15 protein-coding genes and 1 pseudogene are annotated in these 16784 nt (G+C 69.8%); 10 read left to right on the top strand and 6 right to left on the bottom strand.

The genetic code is table 11. The features are described from left to right. Nucleotides 1-5: 5 nt before the first annotated feature. From EXE58_RS18215 to EXE58_RS18170, 10 genes and pseudogenes are all read left to right on the top strand, one after another. Nucleotides 6-470, top strand: coding sequence for a Rieske (2Fe-2S) protein (locus EXE58_RS18215; RefSeq protein WP_135269155.1), 465 nt, complete (start codon nt 6-8; stop codon nt 468-470). A gap of 44 nt (nt 471-514) precedes the next feature. Continuing rightward, a pseudogene (gene uvrC / locus EXE58_RS18210) lies at nt 515-2526 on the top strand (excinuclease ABC subunit UvrC). Then, nucleotides 2526-3413, top strand: coding sequence for an RNase adapter RapZ (gene rapZ, locus EXE58_RS18205; protein ID WP_208544309.1), 888 nt, complete (start codon nt 2526-2528; stop codon nt 3411-3413). The pseudogene uvrC and the gene rapZ overlap by 1 nt, the downstream one beginning before the upstream one ends. Before the next feature lies 1 nt (nt 3414). Next, on the top strand, nt 3415-4383 hold the full coding sequence (locus EXE58_RS18200) for a gluconeogenesis factor YvcK family protein (RefSeq protein WP_135269153.1): 969 nt from the start codon (nt 3415-3417) through the stop codon (nt 4381-4383). A gap of 22 nt (nt 4384-4405) precedes the next feature. Beyond that, a complete protein-coding gene (whiA, locus tag EXE58_RS18195) occupies nt 4406-5392 on the top strand; it encodes a DNA-binding protein WhiA (protein WP_135269152.1) in 987 nt (328 codons plus the stop codon). 56 nt (nt 5393-5448) lie between these two features. Beyond that, nucleotides 5449-6444 (top strand): type I glyceraldehyde-3-phosphate dehydrogenase, encoded by a 996-nt coding sequence (gap, locus tag EXE58_RS18190; RefSeq protein WP_135269151.1) that lies wholly within the window; start codon nt 5449-5451, stop codon nt 6442-6444. A gap of 5 nt (nt 6445-6449) precedes the next feature. Next, entirely contained in the window at nt 6450-7652 is a 1203-nt protein-coding gene (locus EXE58_RS18185; protein ID WP_135269150.1) for a phosphoglycerate kinase, read from the top strand. 1 nt (nt 7653) lies between these two features. Beyond that, nucleotides 7654-8472 carry a triose-phosphate isomerase gene (gene tpiA / locus EXE58_RS18180; RefSeq protein WP_244242312.1) on the top strand — a complete coding sequence of 273 codons (819 nt, stop codon included), beginning with the start codon at nt 7654-7656 and terminating at the stop codon, nt 8470-8472. 43 nt (nt 8473-8515) lie between these two features. Next, nucleotides 8516-8752: a preprotein translocase subunit SecG gene (gene secG, locus EXE58_RS18175; RefSeq protein WP_135269149.1), complete on the top strand. Its 237-nt coding sequence runs from the start codon at nt 8516-8518 to the stop codon at nt 8750-8752. Nucleotides 8753-8806: 54 nt separating this feature from the next. Continuing rightward, complete coding sequence (locus EXE58_RS18170) at nt 8807-9166, top strand: RNA polymerase-binding protein RbpA (protein WP_135269148.1); 360 nt, start codon at nt 8807-8809, stop codon at nt 9164-9166. 3 nt (nt 9167-9169) lie between these two features. On the opposite strand, the gene EXE58_RS18165 is transcribed toward EXE58_RS18170, so the two are convergent. The 6 genes from EXE58_RS18165 to tal all read right to left on the bottom strand — a co-directional run bounded on the left by EXE58_RS18165 (nt 9170) and on the right by tal (nt 16762). After that, nucleotides 9170-10672 (bottom strand): glycoside hydrolase family 16 protein, encoded by a 1503-nt coding sequence (locus EXE58_RS18165; RefSeq protein ID WP_135269147.1) that lies wholly within the window; start codon nt 10670-10672, stop codon nt 9170-9172. A 127-nt stretch (nt 10673-10799) separates the two neighbouring features. After that, nucleotides 10800-11543 (bottom strand): 6-phosphogluconolactonase, encoded by a 744-nt coding sequence (gene pgl, locus EXE58_RS18160; protein WP_135269146.1) that lies wholly within the window; start codon nt 11541-11543, stop codon nt 10800-10802. Further along, the gene (locus tag EXE58_RS18155) at nt 11540-12472 is read right to left on the bottom strand and encodes a glucose-6-phosphate dehydrogenase assembly protein OpcA (RefSeq protein WP_244242311.1); all 933 of its coding nucleotides are present in this window, start codon (nt 12470-12472) and stop codon (nt 11540-11542) included. Before EXE58_RS18155 ends, pgl begins: the two co-directional genes overlap by 4 nt. Further along, on the bottom strand, nt 12469-13995 hold the full coding sequence (gene zwf, locus EXE58_RS18150) for a glucose-6-phosphate dehydrogenase (RefSeq protein ID WP_135269145.1): 1527 nt from the start codon (nt 13993-13995) through the stop codon (nt 12469-12471). The genes EXE58_RS18155 and zwf overlap by 4 nt, the downstream gene beginning before the upstream one ends. Next, nucleotides 13992-15650: a glucose-6-phosphate isomerase gene (pgi, locus tag EXE58_RS18145; RefSeq protein WP_135269144.1), complete on the bottom strand. Its 1659-nt coding sequence runs from the start codon at nt 15648-15650 to the stop codon at nt 13992-13994. The genes zwf and pgi overlap by 4 nt, the downstream gene beginning before the upstream one ends. Continuing rightward, nucleotides 15647-16762: a transaldolase gene (gene tal, locus EXE58_RS18140; RefSeq protein ID WP_135269143.1), complete on the bottom strand. Its 1116-nt coding sequence runs from the start codon at nt 16760-16762 to the stop codon at nt 15647-15649. The genes pgi and tal overlap by 4 nt, the downstream gene beginning before the upstream one ends. Nucleotides 16763-16784 lie beyond the last annotated feature (22 nt).

Here is a 16784-nt window from a genome sequence, read left to right as displayed (position 1 = left end):
TTCCCATGACCGCCGAGCTCAACCGTCGCCATGCCCTCGCGGGCGCCGCTGCCCTCGCCGTGGGTGTCCCGGTCCTCGCCGCCTGCGGTGACTCGACCGACTCGGCCACCGACCCGTCCGCGGAACCCCAGCCCACCTCCTCTGACTCCGAGGAGTCCGGCTCCGGGTCCGGGTCCGGTTCGCCGGAGCCCCTGGCCTCGACGAGCGAGGTGCCCGTCGGAGGGTGCTTCGTCGTGTCGGCCGCCCAGGTCGTCCTGACCCAGCCCAGCGAGGGCGACTTCAAGGCGTTCTCGGCCACCTGCACCCATCAGGGCTGCACGGTCAGCCCGAGCTCGGACGGGGTCATCCCGTGCCGGTGCCACGGCAGCGAGTTCTCCCTCGAGGACGGTTCGGTGCTCCAGGGGCCCGCGACGAGTCCGCTCAGCAGCGTGAACATCTCGGTCGAGGGCGACACCATCACCCGCGCCTGACGGGCTGGACGGGCGCTGTGGGTGGCGCCTCGTAGGGTTGTCGGGTGCCCGCGCCCAGCTCATATCGACCCGCTCCCGGGTCGATTCCCACCGGTCCCGGGGTCTATCGCTTCCGCGACGTCAAGGGTCGTGTGATCTACGTCGGCAAGGCCAAGAACCTCCGCAGCCGGCTCTCCTCCTACTTCCAGGACGTCGGCGGCCTCCACCCCGCACCGCCTCGATGGTCAGCACCGGTGCGAGCGTCGAGTGGACGGTGGTCGCGACCGAGGTCGAGGCGCTCCAGCTGGAGTACTCCTGGATCAAGGAGTTCGACCCGCGCTTCAACGTGAAGTACCGCGACGACAAGTCCTACCCCTGGCTCGCGGTGACGGTCGGTGAGGAGTTCCCGCGGGTCATGGTCGGCCGCGGCGCCAAGCGGCGAGGCACCCGCTACTACGGCCCCTACAGCCACGCCTGGGCGATCCGCGAGACCGTCGACCTGCTGCTCCGAGTGTTCCCCATGCGGTCGTGCAGCAACGGCGTCTTCAAGCGTTCCAGCCAGATCGGCCGGCCCTGCCTGCTCGGCTACATCGACAAGTGCGTGGCTCCGTGCGTCGGCAACGTCACCGCGGAGGAGCACCGGGCGGTCGTCGACGACTTCTGCGACTTCATGGCCGGCAACACCCGCCCGTTCGTGAGGCGTCTGGAGCAGCAGATGTACGCCGCCTCCGAGGCGCTCGACTTCGAGAAGGCCGCCCGGCTGCGCGACGACCTGGGGGCGTTGCACAAGGCGCTGGAGAAGCAGGTCGTCGTGCTCGCCGACGACACCGACGCCGACGTCATCGCCCTCGCCGAGGACCCGCTCGAGGTCGCCGTGCAGATCTTCCACGTGCGCGGTGGCCGGATCCGCGGTCAGCGGGGCTGGGTCGCCGACCGCACCGACGAGGGCAGCACTCCCGACCTGGTCCAGGACTTCGTGCTCCAGCTCTACGGCGGGGTGGACGCCGACGAGGCGGCCCACTCGATCCCGCGCGAGATCCTCGTCCCGGCGCGGCCCCCTGACGCCGACGTGCTGGAGCAGATGCTGTCGGAGCAGCGGGGGAGCCGCGTGGCGATCCGGGTGCCCCAGCGCGGTGACAAGCGCGCCTTGCAGGAGACGGTGGCGAAGAACGCCGCCCAGGCGCTGGTGCTCCACAAGACCAAGCGGGCCAGCGACCTCACCACCCGCAACCGCGCCCTGGAGGAGATCCAGCAGGCCCTCGGCCTCGACGACGTCCCCCTGCGCATCGAGTGCTACGACGTCTCCAACCTCCAGGGCACCGAGGTCGTGGCGTCCATGGTCGTCTTCGAGGACGGCCTGGCCCGCAAGAGCGAGTACCGCCGCTTCGTGATCAAGGCGCTGCCGGGCGAGGACGCCGTCACCCAGAACGACGTCGCGCACATGCACCAGGTGATCACCAGGCGGTTCCGGCGACTGCTCGACGAGCAGGCTCGCAGCGAGTCGGTCACGACCGAGAGCGGACCGATGCTGGTCGATCCCGACACAGGTCGGCCCCGCAAGTTCGCCTACGCCCCGGGGCTGGTGGTCGTCGACGGAGGGCCACCCCAGGTCGCCGCGGCACAGCAGGCCCTCGCCGAGCTCGGCATCAACGACATCCCGGTCTGCGGACTGGCCAAGCGTCTCGAGGAGGTCTGGGTCCCGGGGGAGGAGGACCCCGTCATCCTGCCGCGCACCTCCGAGGGCCTCTACCTCCTCCAGCGCGTCCGTGACGAGGCCCACCGTTTCGCCATCACACACCACCGGGGTCGCCGCTCGCGCACGATGGTCGAGTCCCTCCTCGACGACGTGCCGGGCCTGGGGGAGGTCCGACGCAAGTCCCTTCTCAAGCACTTCGGGTCGCTGAAGAAGCTCCGCGCGGCCGAGCCCACCGAGATCGCCCAGGTGCCGGGCATCGGGCCCTCCACCGCGGCCGCGATCAAGCGCGCGCTCGCCCAGTCGGACGCCAGCCGCAAGACTGCAGCCGAGACACCGGTCCGGATCAACACCGCCACCGGCGAGATCCTCGAGGAGGAATGATGGTGGAGACACCGCCCACGGCCACCCCGGCACCGGGCGACCTGGTGATCGTCACAGGCATGACAGGGGCCGGCCGCAGCACCGCCGCCAAGGAGCTCGAGGACCTCGGCTTCTTCGTCGTGGACAACCTGCCGCCTACCCTGGTCCGTGACGTCGTGCGCCTCGTCGACGACAGCCGAGGCATCCAGCAGCCCATCGCAGCCGTGGTGGACGTCCGCTCCGGCGCGTTCTTCGACTCGCTCCAGGCCAACCGCCACCAGCAGGTCACCGGCCGCCCGACCACCCTGCTGTTCCTCGAGGCCGCCGACGACGTGCTGGTGCGCCGCCAGGAAGCGGCCCGGCGCCCTCACCCGCTCCAGGGCAGCGGCAGGCTCCTCGACGGGCTCAGGCGCGAGCGTAACGCGCTGGCCGACCTCCGGGGCGACGCCGACATCGTCCTCGACACCTCCGCCTTCAACGTCAACCAGCTCAAGGACCGCGTCTCCCAGATGTTCGGGACACAGTCGACGACCGAGCTGAAGGTGACGGTGATCAGCTTCGGCTTCAAGTACGGCATCCCCGTGGATGCCGACTGGGTCGCCGACATGCGTTTCCTGCCCAATCCCCACTGGGTCCCCGAGCTGCGACCCGGCAACGGTCGTGATCCCGACGTGGCGGAGTACGTCCTCTCCCAGCCCGGCGCGGTGCAGTTCCTCGAGCAGTACCTCCCCGTCCTGCAGACAGCCACCCAGGGCTACCAGACCGAGGGCAAGCGGTTCGTCCAGGTCGCCATCGGCTGCACCGGTGGCAAGCACCGCAGCGTGGCCATGACCGAGGTCATCGCCAAGCGACTGCGTGAGCTCGGCTACGACGCACGGCCCAGTCATCGAGACCTCGGCAGGGAGTGAGATGCGCGAGACTGCCCAGTCGGTGGTCGCCCTCGGCGGGGGGCACGGGCTGGCCGCGACCCTGACCGCCCTGCGGCGGCTCCACGACGACCTCACGATCGACCAGCTCACCGCGGTGGTGACGGTCGCCGACAACGGCGGCTCGTCGGGACGGCTCCGCGGCGAGTTCGGCGTCCTGCCACCCGGCGACCTGCGGATGGCGCTGGCGGCGCTGTGCGGTGACGACGAGTGGGGCCAGACCTGGGCCGACGTCGTGCAGCACCGCTTCGCCGGCGACGGCGAGATGAGGGGACACGTCGTCGGGAACCTCCTCATCGTCTCCCTCTGGGAGCTCATGGGGGACCACGTCCGTGGCCTCGACCTCGTCGGGCGCCTCCTGGGGGCGCACGGACGCGTCCTGCCGATGGCGACGACCCCGATGGACATCACCGCGCGCGTGCGCGGGCTCCGGGCTGACGACCACGCCGCGGTCGACGTCGTACGCGGCCAGGTCGAGGTGGCCACGACTCCGGGGACCATCGAGTCGGTGGCTCTCGAGCCGCACGACCCCGAGGCGTGCCCCGAGGCGGTCGACGCGATCCGGACCGCCGACTGGGTCGTGCTGGGGCCCGGGTCGTGGTTCACGTCGGTGATCCCGCACCTCATGGTGCCGGGGCTCCGACGTGCGCTCACCGAGTCGGAGGGGCGGCTCGTGGTCGTGCTCAACCTCGAGGCGCAGACGGGGGAGACCAGCGGCTACGGGCCCCAGGACCACCTGGCCGCGCTGTTCGAGCACGCACCCGACCTCCCGGTCCACACGGTTCTCGCCGACCGCGCGTGCGTGGCAGCCGAGGTGGACGAGCTCGAGAAGGTCGTCACCGAGCGGGGTGCGCGGCTCGTCGTCGAGGACCTCGCGGTCAGTGGCGAGCCACGCCACGACCCCGACCTGCTCGCGGCAGCGTTCGTGCGGATAGTGGACGAGGGTCGTTGACTCTCGTGGGAGGATGCCGCTCATGGCGATGACCGGGCAGGTGAAGGCGGAGCTCGCCGCCACCCAGATCACGAAGACGTGCTGCCGCAAGGCCGAGGTGGCCTCGATGTTGCGCTTCGCGGGTGGGCTGCACATCGTGAGCGGCAAGATCGTGGTGGAGGCCGAGCTCGACACCGGCGCGTCCGCCCGGCGGCTGCGCAAGGACATCGCGGAGGTCTACGGCCACCAGTCCGACGTCGTGATGGTGCAGGGCAGCGGCATCCGCAAGGGCAGCCGCTACCTCGTCCGCGTCGTCAAGGACGGAGAGGCGCTCGCCCGCCAGACCGGGCTGCTCGACCAGCGCGGCCGTCCGGTGCGCGGACTGCCGCCCGCCGTCGTCTCCGGCGGCGGTTGCGACGCCGTCGCGGCCTGGCGCGGAGCCTTCCTGGCCCACGGGTCGTTGACCGAGCCTGGTCGCTCCTCGGCGCTCGAGATCACCTGCCCAGGTCCCGAGGCGGCGCTGGCGATCGTCGGTGTCGCCCGACGACTGGGCATCTCGGCCAAGGCGCGTGAGGTCCGAGGGGTCGACCGAGTGGTCATCCGCGACGGTGACGCCATCGGAGCGTTGCTGACCAGGCTGGGCGCCCACGAGTCGCTCATGGCCTGGGAGGAGCGCCGGATGCGCCGGGAGGTCCGTGCCACGGCCAACCGCCTGGCCAACTTCGACGACGCCAACCTGCGCCGCTCGGCGCGGGCAGCGGTCGCTGCCGGCGCCAGGGTGGAGCGCGCCCTCGAGATCCTCGGGGAGGACGTCCCCGACCACCTCAGGCAGGCCGGACACCTCCGGCTCGAGCACAAGCAGGCCTCCCTCGAGGAGCTTGGCCAGCTCCACGAGCCCGTCCTCACCAAGGACGCCATCGCCGGCCGCATCCGGCGACTGCTGGCCATGGCGGACAAGCGCGCCGAGGATCTCGGCATCGCCGACACCGAGGCCTCGCTCACGCCTGAGATGCTGGCCGAGGAAGGCTGAGCGGGTCGCGATATGGTCGGGGCGAAGGCACCCAACCACCTCAGGAGTGACACGTCGTGACCGTTCGCGTAGGCATCAACGGGTTTGGCCGCATCGGCCGCAACTTCTTCCGCGCCGTACGCGCCTCTGGCGCCGACATCGAGATCGTCGGAGTCAACGACCTCACCGACAACGCTTCCTTGGCCCACCTGCTGAAGTACGACTCGATCCTCGGGCGGCTCGACGGCGAGGTGAGCTCCGACGAGAGCTCGATCAAGGTCGACGACCAGACCATCGCTGCGTTCGCCGAGCGCGACCCCGCCGCCCTGAAGTGGGGTGACCTCGGGGTCGACGTGGTGGTCGAGTCGACCGGTTTCTTCACCGACGCCACCAAGGCGAAGGCCCACGTCGACGCCGGCGCCAAGAAGGTCATCATCTCCGCGCCCGCGTCCAACGAGGACATCACCATCGTGATGGGCGTCAACCACGACCTCTACGACCCGGCCGCACACACGGTCATCTCCAACGCCTCGTGCACCACCAACTGCCTCGCCCCCATGGCGAAGGCCCTCCACGACGGCCTCGGCATCAACAAGGGCCTGATGACGACGATCCACGCCTACACCGCAGACCAGAACCTCCAGGACAACATCCACAAGGACCCGCGCCGGGCCCGCGCAGCCGCGCTCAACATGGTCCCGACCTCCACCGGGGCTGCCAAGGCGATCGGCCTGGTGCTTCCCGAGCTCAAGGGCAAGCTCGACGGCTACGCCATGCGCGTCCCGGTGCCCACCGGTTCTGCGACCGACCTCACCTTCGAGGCCTCGCGCGAGACCTCCGTCGACGAGGTCAACGAGATCGTCAAGGCGGCCGCCGACGGACGATTCCTGAAGTACTCCACCGACCCGATCGTCTCCACCGACATCGTCACCGACCCGGCGTCCTGCATCTTCGACGCCCCGCTGACCAAGGTGCTCGGCAACCAGGTCAAGGTCCTCGGCTGGTACGACAACGAGTGGGGCTACTCCAACCGCCTCGCAGACCTGATCGTCCACGTCGGCGCGACGCTCTGACTCGGGTGAGCGGCATCAAGTCCCTGGGTGACCTGACCGGCAAGCGGGTGCTGGTCCGTTCGGACCTCAACGTCCCGCTCGACGGGTCCACCATCACCGACGACGGCCGGATCCGGGCGAGCGTGCCCACGATCCGGCAGCTGTCCGAGGCAGGCGCCCGGGTGGTCGTGGTCGCCCATCTGGGGCGCCCCAAGGGTGAGCCCGACCCCGCCTACAGCCTCGCCCCGGTCGCCGGCCGGCTCGGCGAGCTGCTGGGCCGAGAGGTCGCCTTCGCTCACGACACCGTCGGCGCGAGCGCCACGGAGGTCGTCTCCGGGCTGGGCGACGGTGACGTCGCCGTCCTGGAGAACGTCCGCTTCAACGCGGGCGAGACGAGCAAGGACGACGACGTGCGCGGCGCGTTCGCCGACCAGCTCGCGCAGCTCGCCGACGCCTTCGTGTCCGACGGCTTCGGTGTGGTGCACCGCAAGCAGGCCAGCGTCTACGACGTTGCCCTGCGCCTGCCGTCGGCGATGGGCGGCCTGGTGGCGACCGAGATCGACGTGCTGCGACGGCTCACGGTCGACCCCGAGCGGCCCTACGTCGTCGTGCTTGGCGGTTCGAAGGTCTCCGACAAGCTGGGCGTGATCGACAACCTCATCGACAAGGCGGACAAGATCCTCATCGGTGGAGGCATGGTGTTCACCTTCCTCAAGGCCCAGGGCCACGAGGTCGGCACGAGCCTGCTCGAGGAGGACCAGCTCGACACCTGCCGCCGCTACCTCCAGGAGGCAGCCGACCGCGAGGTCGAGATCGTGCTGCCGACCGACATCGTCGTGGACACGGCGTTCCCCGGGGGCGACCGCGAGCCGCAGCCCGTCGTCGTACCCTCCTCCGAGATCCCCGCTGACAGCCTGGGCCTCGACATCGGGCCAGAGTCTGGCCAGAGGTTCGCCGACGAGCTGTCGGACGCAAGGACCGTCTTCTGGAACGGCCCCATGGGCGTGTTCGAGGTCGACGCCTTCGCCGGCGGCACCAAGACGGTGGCAGAGGCGCTCACGCGCGTCGAAGGGCTCTCCGTCGTCGGTGGCGGTGACTCCGCCGCTGCGGTGCGTCAGCTCGGCTTCGACGAGTCCGCCTTCGGGCACATCTCCACCGGGGGTGGCGCCTCGCTGGAGTTCCTGGAGGGCAAGGAGCTCCCGGGCATCGCCGTTCTCGAGAGGGGCTGACATGGCCAAGGCACCGCAGGGTCGCACGCCGTTGATGGCGGGCAACTGGAAGATGAACCTCAACCACCAAGAAGCCGTGGTGCTGGTCCAGAAGCTGGCCTGGACGCTGTCGGACAAGAAGCACGACCACGGCCTGGCCGAGGTCGTGGTGATCCCGCCCTTCACCGACCTCCGCTCGGTGCAGACCATGGTGGACGGTGACCGCCTGTCCCTCCGCTACGGAGCACAGGACGTGTCGGCCCACGACAACGGCGCCTACACGGGCGAGGTCTCCGCCTCCATGCTCGCCAAGCTGGGCTGCTCCTACGTGGTCGTGGGCCACTCCGAGCGACGGATGTACCACCAGGAGAGCGACGAGCTGGTCAACGCGAAGGCCCACAAGGCGCTGGCGGCAGGCATGACGCCGATCGTGTGCGTCGGGGAGGGTCTCGACGTCCGGCAGGCCGGCGAGCACGTCGCGTTCACGCTCTCCCAGGTCGACGGGTCCCTCGACGGCTTCTCCGCCGAGCAGGTGGCCGGCCTCGTCGTGGCCTACGAGCCCGTCTGGGCCATCGGCACCGGTGAGGTCGCCACGCCCGACGACGCCCAGGAGGTCTGCGCGGCCATCCGCGAACGGGTCCGCGAGGTCCATGGCGACAGCGCGGCCGACGCGGTGCGAGTCCTCTACGGCGGCTCGGTGAAGGCCGCCAACGTCGGCGCCCTCATGGAGCGCGCGGACGTCGATGGCGCGCTGGTGGGCGGGGCGAGCCTGGACGCCGAGGAGTTCGGTGGGATCTGCCGTTTCTACTCCATGCCGAACCTCTCGGGTTCCGGGCTGTGAGGCGCCGCGACTCCAGGACCGGTCGTGACGTAGGCTGCAGCACGTGATTCTGCTCTTCACCATCCTGCTCGTGATCACGAGCTCGCTCATGATCCTGCTCGTCCTCCTCCACAAGGGCCGTGGAGGCGGCCTCTCCGACATGTTCGGGGGTGGGGTGTCAAGCAGCTTGGGCGGATCGTCGGTGGCGGAGCGCAACCTCGATCGGTTCACGGTCGGTGTGGGCATCATCTGGGCGGCGTGCATCATCGCCCTTGGCCTGCTGATGGCTTACCAGGGGTAGCTGGTCCGCCTCAGCTTCTTCGGCACCTGAAATCTCCACAGGGAGGGGACGTTCATGGCTGGTAGTGGAAACGCGATCCGAGGAAGTCGGGTCGGCGCAGGACCGATGGGAGAGGCCGAGCGCGGCGAGGCCGCGCCACGGCAGGCAGTGACCTACTTCTGCTCGCACGAGCACCGGTCGGTGGTCACCTTCTCGATCGAGGCGGTCGTCCCGGAGTCGTGGGACTGCCCCAAGTGCGGGCTTCCCGCATCGGTCGACTCGGACAACCCCCCTCCGGCGCCCAAGATCGAGCCCTACAAGACCCACCTGGCCTACGTGAAGGAGCGCCGCTCCGATGCCGAGGCCAAGGAGATCCTCGAAGAGGCGGTCGCGCTGCTGCGCTCGCGGCGCAAGTCCGGCGACATCATCTTCTGAGGTTCACCTCCAGACGCGGACCCAGTCGACGTCGGTGTGCTGGGTGCCGAGTGCTGCCTCTCCTTCGACCCCGGCGTTCGCGATGGCGTAGTCACTGGAGAGCAGCGACAAGATGATGAATTGACGCTGCTGGCTGACGCCGACGCTGGAGCGCCACGACTCCTTGCCGTCGATGCGGAAGATGTACTCGTTCGGAGTCCACTGCACGGAGAAGACGTGGTAGCGGTCGAACCACGTGTCGCTCTTGTCCGCGAGGAACCGATCGACGTCCTCGAGCACGTCGCCGGTCTTGACGCGGTTGCCGCTCGGGTCGTTGTGGTAGGTGAACTGCGCCAGGCCGGAGGAGTTCTTCTTCGTGCCGAAGTACTCCACCACGTCGATCTCGGCGCCCTGGTGCTCGGGTCCGACGCCCCCGCCGGAGGACGAGGCGGGCAGCAGCCAGAAGGATGAGTGCTGACCCTCGGAGGCCTGCTGGAACTTCATCCGAGCCGCCACGACGCCGTAGGTGAAGGAGTAGGACTTCTCGGTCGAGACGTGTCCGTTGAGCCGGTAGGAGAACGGGCCCTCGTGGACACCCTTGCGCAGGGCCGGGCACAGGTCGGTCCGGTCAGGGTCGCGGAGCACCGACAGGTGCAGCGTCGCGCCCGTCACCTGCACGGCCCGCGGGTCGCCCTTGGAGCAGGCGCGGTTGGACTCGGGGCTGTGCTCCTGCATCCGGTGGTACCAGCCGGGGCCGAGCTCGCCACGGGTGAACTCGTCGGAGAAGTCCAGGCCGTACGCCACGGTGTCGGCAGCGGACGCCTTCTCCTTGGCGACGGCGCGGTAGGCAGCGTGCTGCGGGACGGGGACCACGACCTGGCCGCTGGCATCGGTCTGCGCCTTCGCGACCGACTTCCAGGTGGCGCCCACGCGAGCCTCCACGACCACGGGGATGTAGGGAATCCTCGGGGAGACCGCGGCGGTCACCACGTTGGAGGCAGCGTCAGCGGAGAGGGGCGTCCCTCCGGGCTGGTGGATCGCGGGCAGCGCCTCGATGCTCACGGACTTCACGTCCACGGCCTGGGCGGTCTTCTTCTCGGCGACCGTCTGCTTCTTCTCCGCGATGCGGGTGGCCTTCTCCGCCTTCTTCGTCGCCTTCTTCTCCGCCTTCTTGGCGCTCTTGAACGCGGCCCAGGCGGCGAAGTTCTTCTTCCGAGCCTCGGGGGTCCCACTCTTCACGGCCCGGTCGCGCATCTTCTGGGCCTTCTCGAGCGCCTTCTCCACAGCCTTGGTCGCGGCGTCGGCCGCCTTCTCTGCCTTCGTAGCCGCCTTGGCGGCCTGCTTTGCTTCCTGGCGTGCCTTGGCGGCCTGCGCGTCGGGGGCCTTGGCCCGCCGCGGCTGTGACTGGGAGGTCTCGGCTGTCGCGGAGGCGGTCGTGGTGGGGGCGGTCGCCACCACGACGCCCAGCGACATCACGGCAGCCGTGACGGCCAGGGCGAGGCGACGGAAGTCGCGCTGTTCGGTCATGGTGTCCGCGCTTTCTCATGGGGCAGGGTCAGCCGGCCATCCGGGGAGGGCTACCAGATGGTTCGGCATCTCCGGCGCGGACCTGAGAGGTGCGGCCACGGTCGCTTCCGTGAGTGCCCCCGGGACGTCAGAGGCGCGCGGCCGCAGCCTCGTCCAGCCACCACACGGTCTCGACCTGGCCGCGCACCCCACGGGCCGGCACGGCACGGATCTCCTCGGGGGTCGGGAGCCGGTCGCTGACCTCCAACGCCGCGGCGACGGCGTCGGCCTTGCCCTCACCGGAGACCATGAACCACACAGCTCGCGCGCGATCCATCGCCTCGAAGGTCAGCGAGACCCGATCGGGCGGAGGCTTGGGGGAGTCGTGCACGGCGACGGCGATCTCGTCGACAGCATCCACGGCCGGGTGGCCCGGGAAGAGCGAGGCGATGTGGCCGTCCGGACCCATGCCGAGCATCAGCACCTCGAAGAACCCAGCACCCTGGCTGCGCATCGTCTCGGAGTACGACGCTGCCGCGTCCTCGGCGCTGGCCACAGCGTCCGATGCGGGGACCTCGTGCACGTTCGCCGGATCGACGGGAAGGTGGTCCAGGAGTGCCTGGCGGGCCTGCAGGGCGTTGCGGTCGGGGGAGTCGGCCGGGAGGAACCGTTCGTCGCCCCACCAGAAGACCACCTGCGACCAGTCGACCGCCGACTCCGTCGCACGCCGCGCGACCTCCCGGTGCACGTCCTCGGAGATGGAGCCCCCGGTGAGGCCGACGTGGGGGACCTCGCCACGTGCCTGCGCCTCTTCCAGCCGTGCGAGGAGTGCCGAGGCCAGGTCACCGGCCAGGGTGCCGGTGTCGCCGTGACGGCGGATGTCTAGATTCATTGGTTCTTCTCCAGGTGCAGGAGGCGCTTGGTGACTGCGGCGTAGATGTCGTCCTCGTCGAGGTGGCGCAGCTCCTCGGCGAGGAGCTCCGGGAGCCCGCGACGCTTGAGCGCGACTGGCCGGTCGGGGCGCCCGGGTGAGGAGAACGTGGCGAGCTTGCCGTCGCTGCGCGAGATGGTGATCGGGCCCTTGCGGGTCTCCATCATGACCTCGGTGATCCCGGGACCCTCGGAGGTGTGCCGCTCCACCGGCACGCGCAGCCGGTCGTTGAGCCAGGCGACCAGGAGCTCGGCGCTCGGGCTGACGCGTTCGGCGGACACCGAGGCGCGGGTGACCTTCAGAGGGTGCTGGTCCAGCGCCGCGGCCAGCAGGGCGCGCCAGGCGGTCAGCCGGGTCCAGCTGAGGTCGGTGTCGCCTGGCGAGTAGGCCGAGCAGAGGTCGATCATCTTGGTGGTCTTCCCTCGGTTGACCGCCGAGGCGTCGGTGATCCGGCGCTTGGCCAGCGCTCCGAGCGGGTCCTCGGAGGGGTGCTCGGGAGGATCCGTGGGCCACCACACGACCACGGGGGAGTCCGGGAGCAGGAGCGGGAGGACGACCGACTCGGCGTACTTGACCACCTGTCCCCGCAGGCGGATCAGCGCCGTCTCGCCGCCCCAGCCGTCACCGGTGCCCACCCGGGCGTCGACGGAGCCGGTGCCCCGGCCGTCCCCGAGGATCACGCCCAGGACACGTGCCGGGTGCTCGTGGGAGGCCTGCTGCGCGACGGCCATGGCGGCGTCGGCGTCGTCGTCGGGCACCACGATGATGAGCGTCATCACCATGCCCATCGCGGGGCTACCGGCACGCTCGCGCGCCTGGACGAAGGCGGCCGCGATCGCGGAGGCCGTGGTGTTCTCCAGCTCGATCATGCCGCTCCATCGGGTCGTCATGGCCGCCTCCAGGTGCGTCCGTCGCGGGCGAGCATCTTGTCGGCGGACTCGGGCCCCCAGGTGCCGGCGGGGTAGGCCTCGGGCTTGCCCTTGCGGGCCCAGTGCTCGAGGACCGGGTCGAGGATCTTCCACGACAGCTCGACCTCCTCGTGACGGGGGAAGAGCGGTGGATCACCGAGCAGCACGTCGAGGATGAGCCGCTCGTAGGCTTCGGCGCTGGCCTCGGTGAAAGAGCCGCCGTAGGCGAAGTCCATGCTGACGTCGCGGATCTCCATCGCCGTGCCGGGCACCTTGGACCCGAACCGGATGGTCATGCCCTCGTCTGGCTGCACCCGGATCACCAGGGCGTTCTGGGTGAGCTCCTCGGTCGCCGTCTCGTGGAACGGCAGGTGCGGGGCACGCTTGAAGACGACCGCGACCTCGGTGACGCGCCGGCCCAGCCGCTTGCCGGCCCGGAGGTAGAACGGGACGCCGGCCCACCTCCGCGTGTCGACGTGAAGGGTGATCGCGGCATAGGTCTCGGTCTTCGACGTGCGGCGGATGCCCTCCTCCTCGAGGAAGCCGATGACCTTCTCCCCGCCCTGCCAGCCGGCGGCGTACTGGCCCCGGGCCGTGGTGAGGTCGAGCCGTGAGGGAAGCACGACGCTGGCCAGGAGCTTCTGCTTCTCCATGCGCAGCGCCTCGGCCTCGAAGGAGATCGGCTCCTCCATGCCGACGAGTGCCATGAGCTGCAGGAGATGGTTCTGGATGACGTCGCGTGCCGCGCCGATGCCGTCGTAGTAGCCCGCACGACCGCCGATGCCGATGTCCTCGGCCATCGTGATCTGGACGTGGTCGACGTAGTTGGAGTTCCAGATCGGCTCGAACATGTTGTTGGCGAACCGCATCGCCAGGATGTTCTGGACCGTCTCCTTGCCGAGGTAGTGGTCGATCCGGAACACCGAGTCGGCCGGGAACACCGACTCGAGCACCTCGTTGAGCTCGCGCGCGGACTCGAGGTCGTGCCCGAACGGCTTCTCGACGACCACGCGGCGCCACGAGTCGGCCTCGGGGTCGGCGAGGCCGTGCTCCTTGAGCTGTCCCACGACCGCGCCGAAGAAGGCCGGCGGGATGGCGAGGTAGAAGGCCATGTTGCCCGCGGTGCCGCGAAGCTCGTCGAGCTCCTCGACGGTACGACGCAGCTGCTCGAACGCCACGTCGTCGTCGAACTCGCCGGGCACGAAGCGGAATCCCTCGGACAGCTGGTTCCACACCTCCTCGCGAAAGGGGGTCCGGGCGTGCTCGCGGACGGCGTCGCGGACGATCTGGGCGAAGTCCTGGTCGGCCCAGTCGCGGCGCGCGAAGCCGACGAGGCTGAAGCCCGGTGGCAGCAGGCCGCGGTTGGCGAGGTCGTAGATCGCGGGCATGACCTTCTTGCGCGAGAGGTCGCCCGTCACCCCGAACAGCACGAGCCCGCAGGGTCCGGCGATCCTCGGGAGCCTGCGGTCCTCGATGTCGCGCAGCGGGTTGGAGTGGTCGCTCACTGGCGCGTCCTTCGGTAGTAGGCGATCAGGGAGCGGGTGGAGGCGTCCTGCTCGGCGGCGACGGTCTCGTCGCCGGCGACGGCTGGCGCGAGCCCCCGGGCGAGCTGCTTGCCGAGCTCGACGCCCCACTGGTCGAAGCTGTCGATGCCCCACACGGCACCTTGGACGAAGGTGATGTGCTCGTAGAGGGCGATCAGCTGGCCCAGGACCGACGGGGTGAGCGAGGGCGCCATGATCGAGGTCGTGGGCCGGTTGCCGGGGAACGTCCGCGCGGGGACGAGCGCGTCGTCGACGCCTTCGGCGCGGACCTCCTCGGCGGTCCTCCCGAGGGCGAGCGCCTGCGTCTGAGCCAGGAAGTTGGTCAGGAGCAGCTCGTGGACGTCGACGCTGGTCCCGTCCCCGGCGTCGTCGGTCAGCGGGTAGGACGGGTTGGCGAAAGCGATGAAGTCGGCCGGAACCAGGCGGGTCCCTTGGTGGATCAGCTGGTAGAACGCGTGCTGTCCGTTGGTCCCGGGCTCGCCCCAGAAGATCTCACCGGTCTCGGTGGTCACCGCTGCTCCGTCCCACCGCACGCCCTTGCCGTTGGACTCCATCGTCAGCTGCTGGAGGTAGGCGGGGAATCGGTGCAGGAGCTGGGCGTAGGGGAGCACGGCGTGCGTGGCAGCGCCGAGGAAGTTGACGTACCAGACGTTCAGCAGGCCCATCAGCAGGGGGACGTTGGACTCGGGCGGTGCGGTGCGGAAGTGCTCGTCGACGGCGTGGAAGCCTGCGAGGAGCTCACGGAACCGCTCGGGACCGATCCCGACGGCCAAGGAGGTGCCGATGGCGGAGTCCACGGAGTAGCGACCGCCCACCCAGTCCCAGAAGCCGAAGGCGTTCGCCGGGTCGATCCCGAACTCGGCGACCTTGTCCAGGGCGGTCGACACCGCGACGAAGTGTCGAGCCACGGCATCCTGGTGCTCACCCAGCGCGTCCAGCAGCCACGCCCGGCAGAGACGGGCGTTGGTGAGGGTCTCCTGCGTGCTGAACGTCTTGCTCGCGACGATGAACAGGGTCGTCTCGGGATCGAGCCCGTCGAGCGTCGTGGCGGCGTCGGTCGGGTCGATGTTGCTGATGAAGCGGCAGGTCAGCCCTGGCCGCCGGTAGGGCGCGAGCGCCTCGTAGGCCATCACCGGCCCGAGGTCGGAGCCGCCGATCCCGATGTTGACCACGGTCTCGATGCGCCGGCCGGTGGCGCCGGTCCACGCCCCGGAGCCGACCTGCTCGGCGAAGGTGCACACCCGGTCGAGCTCCTCGTGGACGTCGGCCACGACGTCCTGGCCGTCCACGACGAGGGTTGCGTCGCGGGGGAGGCGGAGGGCGGTGTGCAGGACCGCGCGGTCCTCAGTGACGTTGATGTGCTCACCGGTCAGCATCGCGTCACGCCGCTCGAGGACGCCCAGCTCGGCGGCCAGGTCGAGGAGGGCTCCGAGGACGTCGTCGTCGACCAGGTTCTTCGACAGGTCGACGTGGAGATCCGCAGCCTCCAGCGTCAGCCGTCCGACCCGGCCATCGTCGGCGAGCAGCCGGCGCAGGTCCGGGCGCGGACGCTCCGCGAGCTCGGCCAGCCTCGGCCAGGCCCGGGTCGTCGACGGGTCGACCGACGCCGACGTCATGACCGGCTCCTGGCCGCCTCCAGCTGGTCGCCGACGGTCTCCAGCAGCTCGGCCCACGACTTCTCGAACTTCTCGACGCCCTCCTGCTCGAGGGTGGCGATGACGTCGTCGTAGTCGACGCCGACCTCGGACAGCTGGTCCATGACCTGTTGCGCCCGGTCGTAGCTGCCCGAAACCATGTCGCCGGTGACCTCACCGTGGTCGGCGAACGCCTCCATCGTCTTGCCCGGCATGGTGTTGACGGAGTTGGGGACGACCAGGTCGCTGACGTACATCGTGTCGGGGTAGTCGGGATTCTTGACGCCCGTGGAGGCCCAGAGCGGGCGCTGGGTGTTGGCACCGGCCTCTGCGAGCGCCTCCCAGCGGTCGCCGGCGAAGAATTCGCTGTAGGCCTTGTGGGCCAGCACGGCGTTGGCGACACCAGCCTTGCCGCGCAGGGCGAGCGCCTCGGCCGAGCCGATGTTCTCGAGCCGCTTGTCTATCTCCGTGTCGACGCGCGAGACGAAGAAGGAGGCCACCGAGTGGATGCTCGAGAGGTCCTGGCCTGCGTCCCTGGCCTTCTCCAGACCTGTCACGTAGGCCTCCATCACGCCCTGGTAGCGCTCGAGGCCGAAGATCAGCGTCACGTTGATGCTGATGCCGTCGCCTAGGGCGTCGGTGATCGCCGGCGCTCCTTCGGTCGTGGCCGGGATCTTGATGAACAGGTTGGGGCGATCGACCTCGTTCCACAGGGCGCGCGCCGACTCGAGGGTCGCGGTGGTGTCGAAGGCCAGCGTCGGCGCCACCTCGATCGAGACCCGCCCGTCGACACCGTCGGAGGCGTCGTAGGCGGGCCGCATGATGTCGCAGGCGTTCCGGACGTCGGTCGTGGTGAGCTCGAAGACCACCGTGTCGACGTCAGCACCCTCGGCCGCGAGGTCGCGCACCTGGTCGTCGTAGCGCTCGCCCTCCGCCAGGGCCGCGGCGAAGATCGACGGGTTGGTGGTCACCCCGACGACGGAGCGCTCCTTCATCAGGTCTGCGAGGCGCCCGGTCTCGATGAGCTCGCGGGACAGGTCGTCGAGCCAGATCGACACCCCCGCGTCCGCCAGGGCCTTCATACGGTCAGACATGTGGTTCCTCCAGTTCGATGGT

Source organism: Nocardioides seonyuensis, from assembly GCF_004683965.1.
Lineage (GTDB): Bacteria > Actinomycetota > Actinomycetes > Propionibacteriales > Nocardioidaceae > Nocardioides > Nocardioides seonyuensis.
The sequence above is the reverse complement of the archived record's forward strand: the minus strand, read 5'-3'. Positions and strand labels throughout refer to the sequence as shown.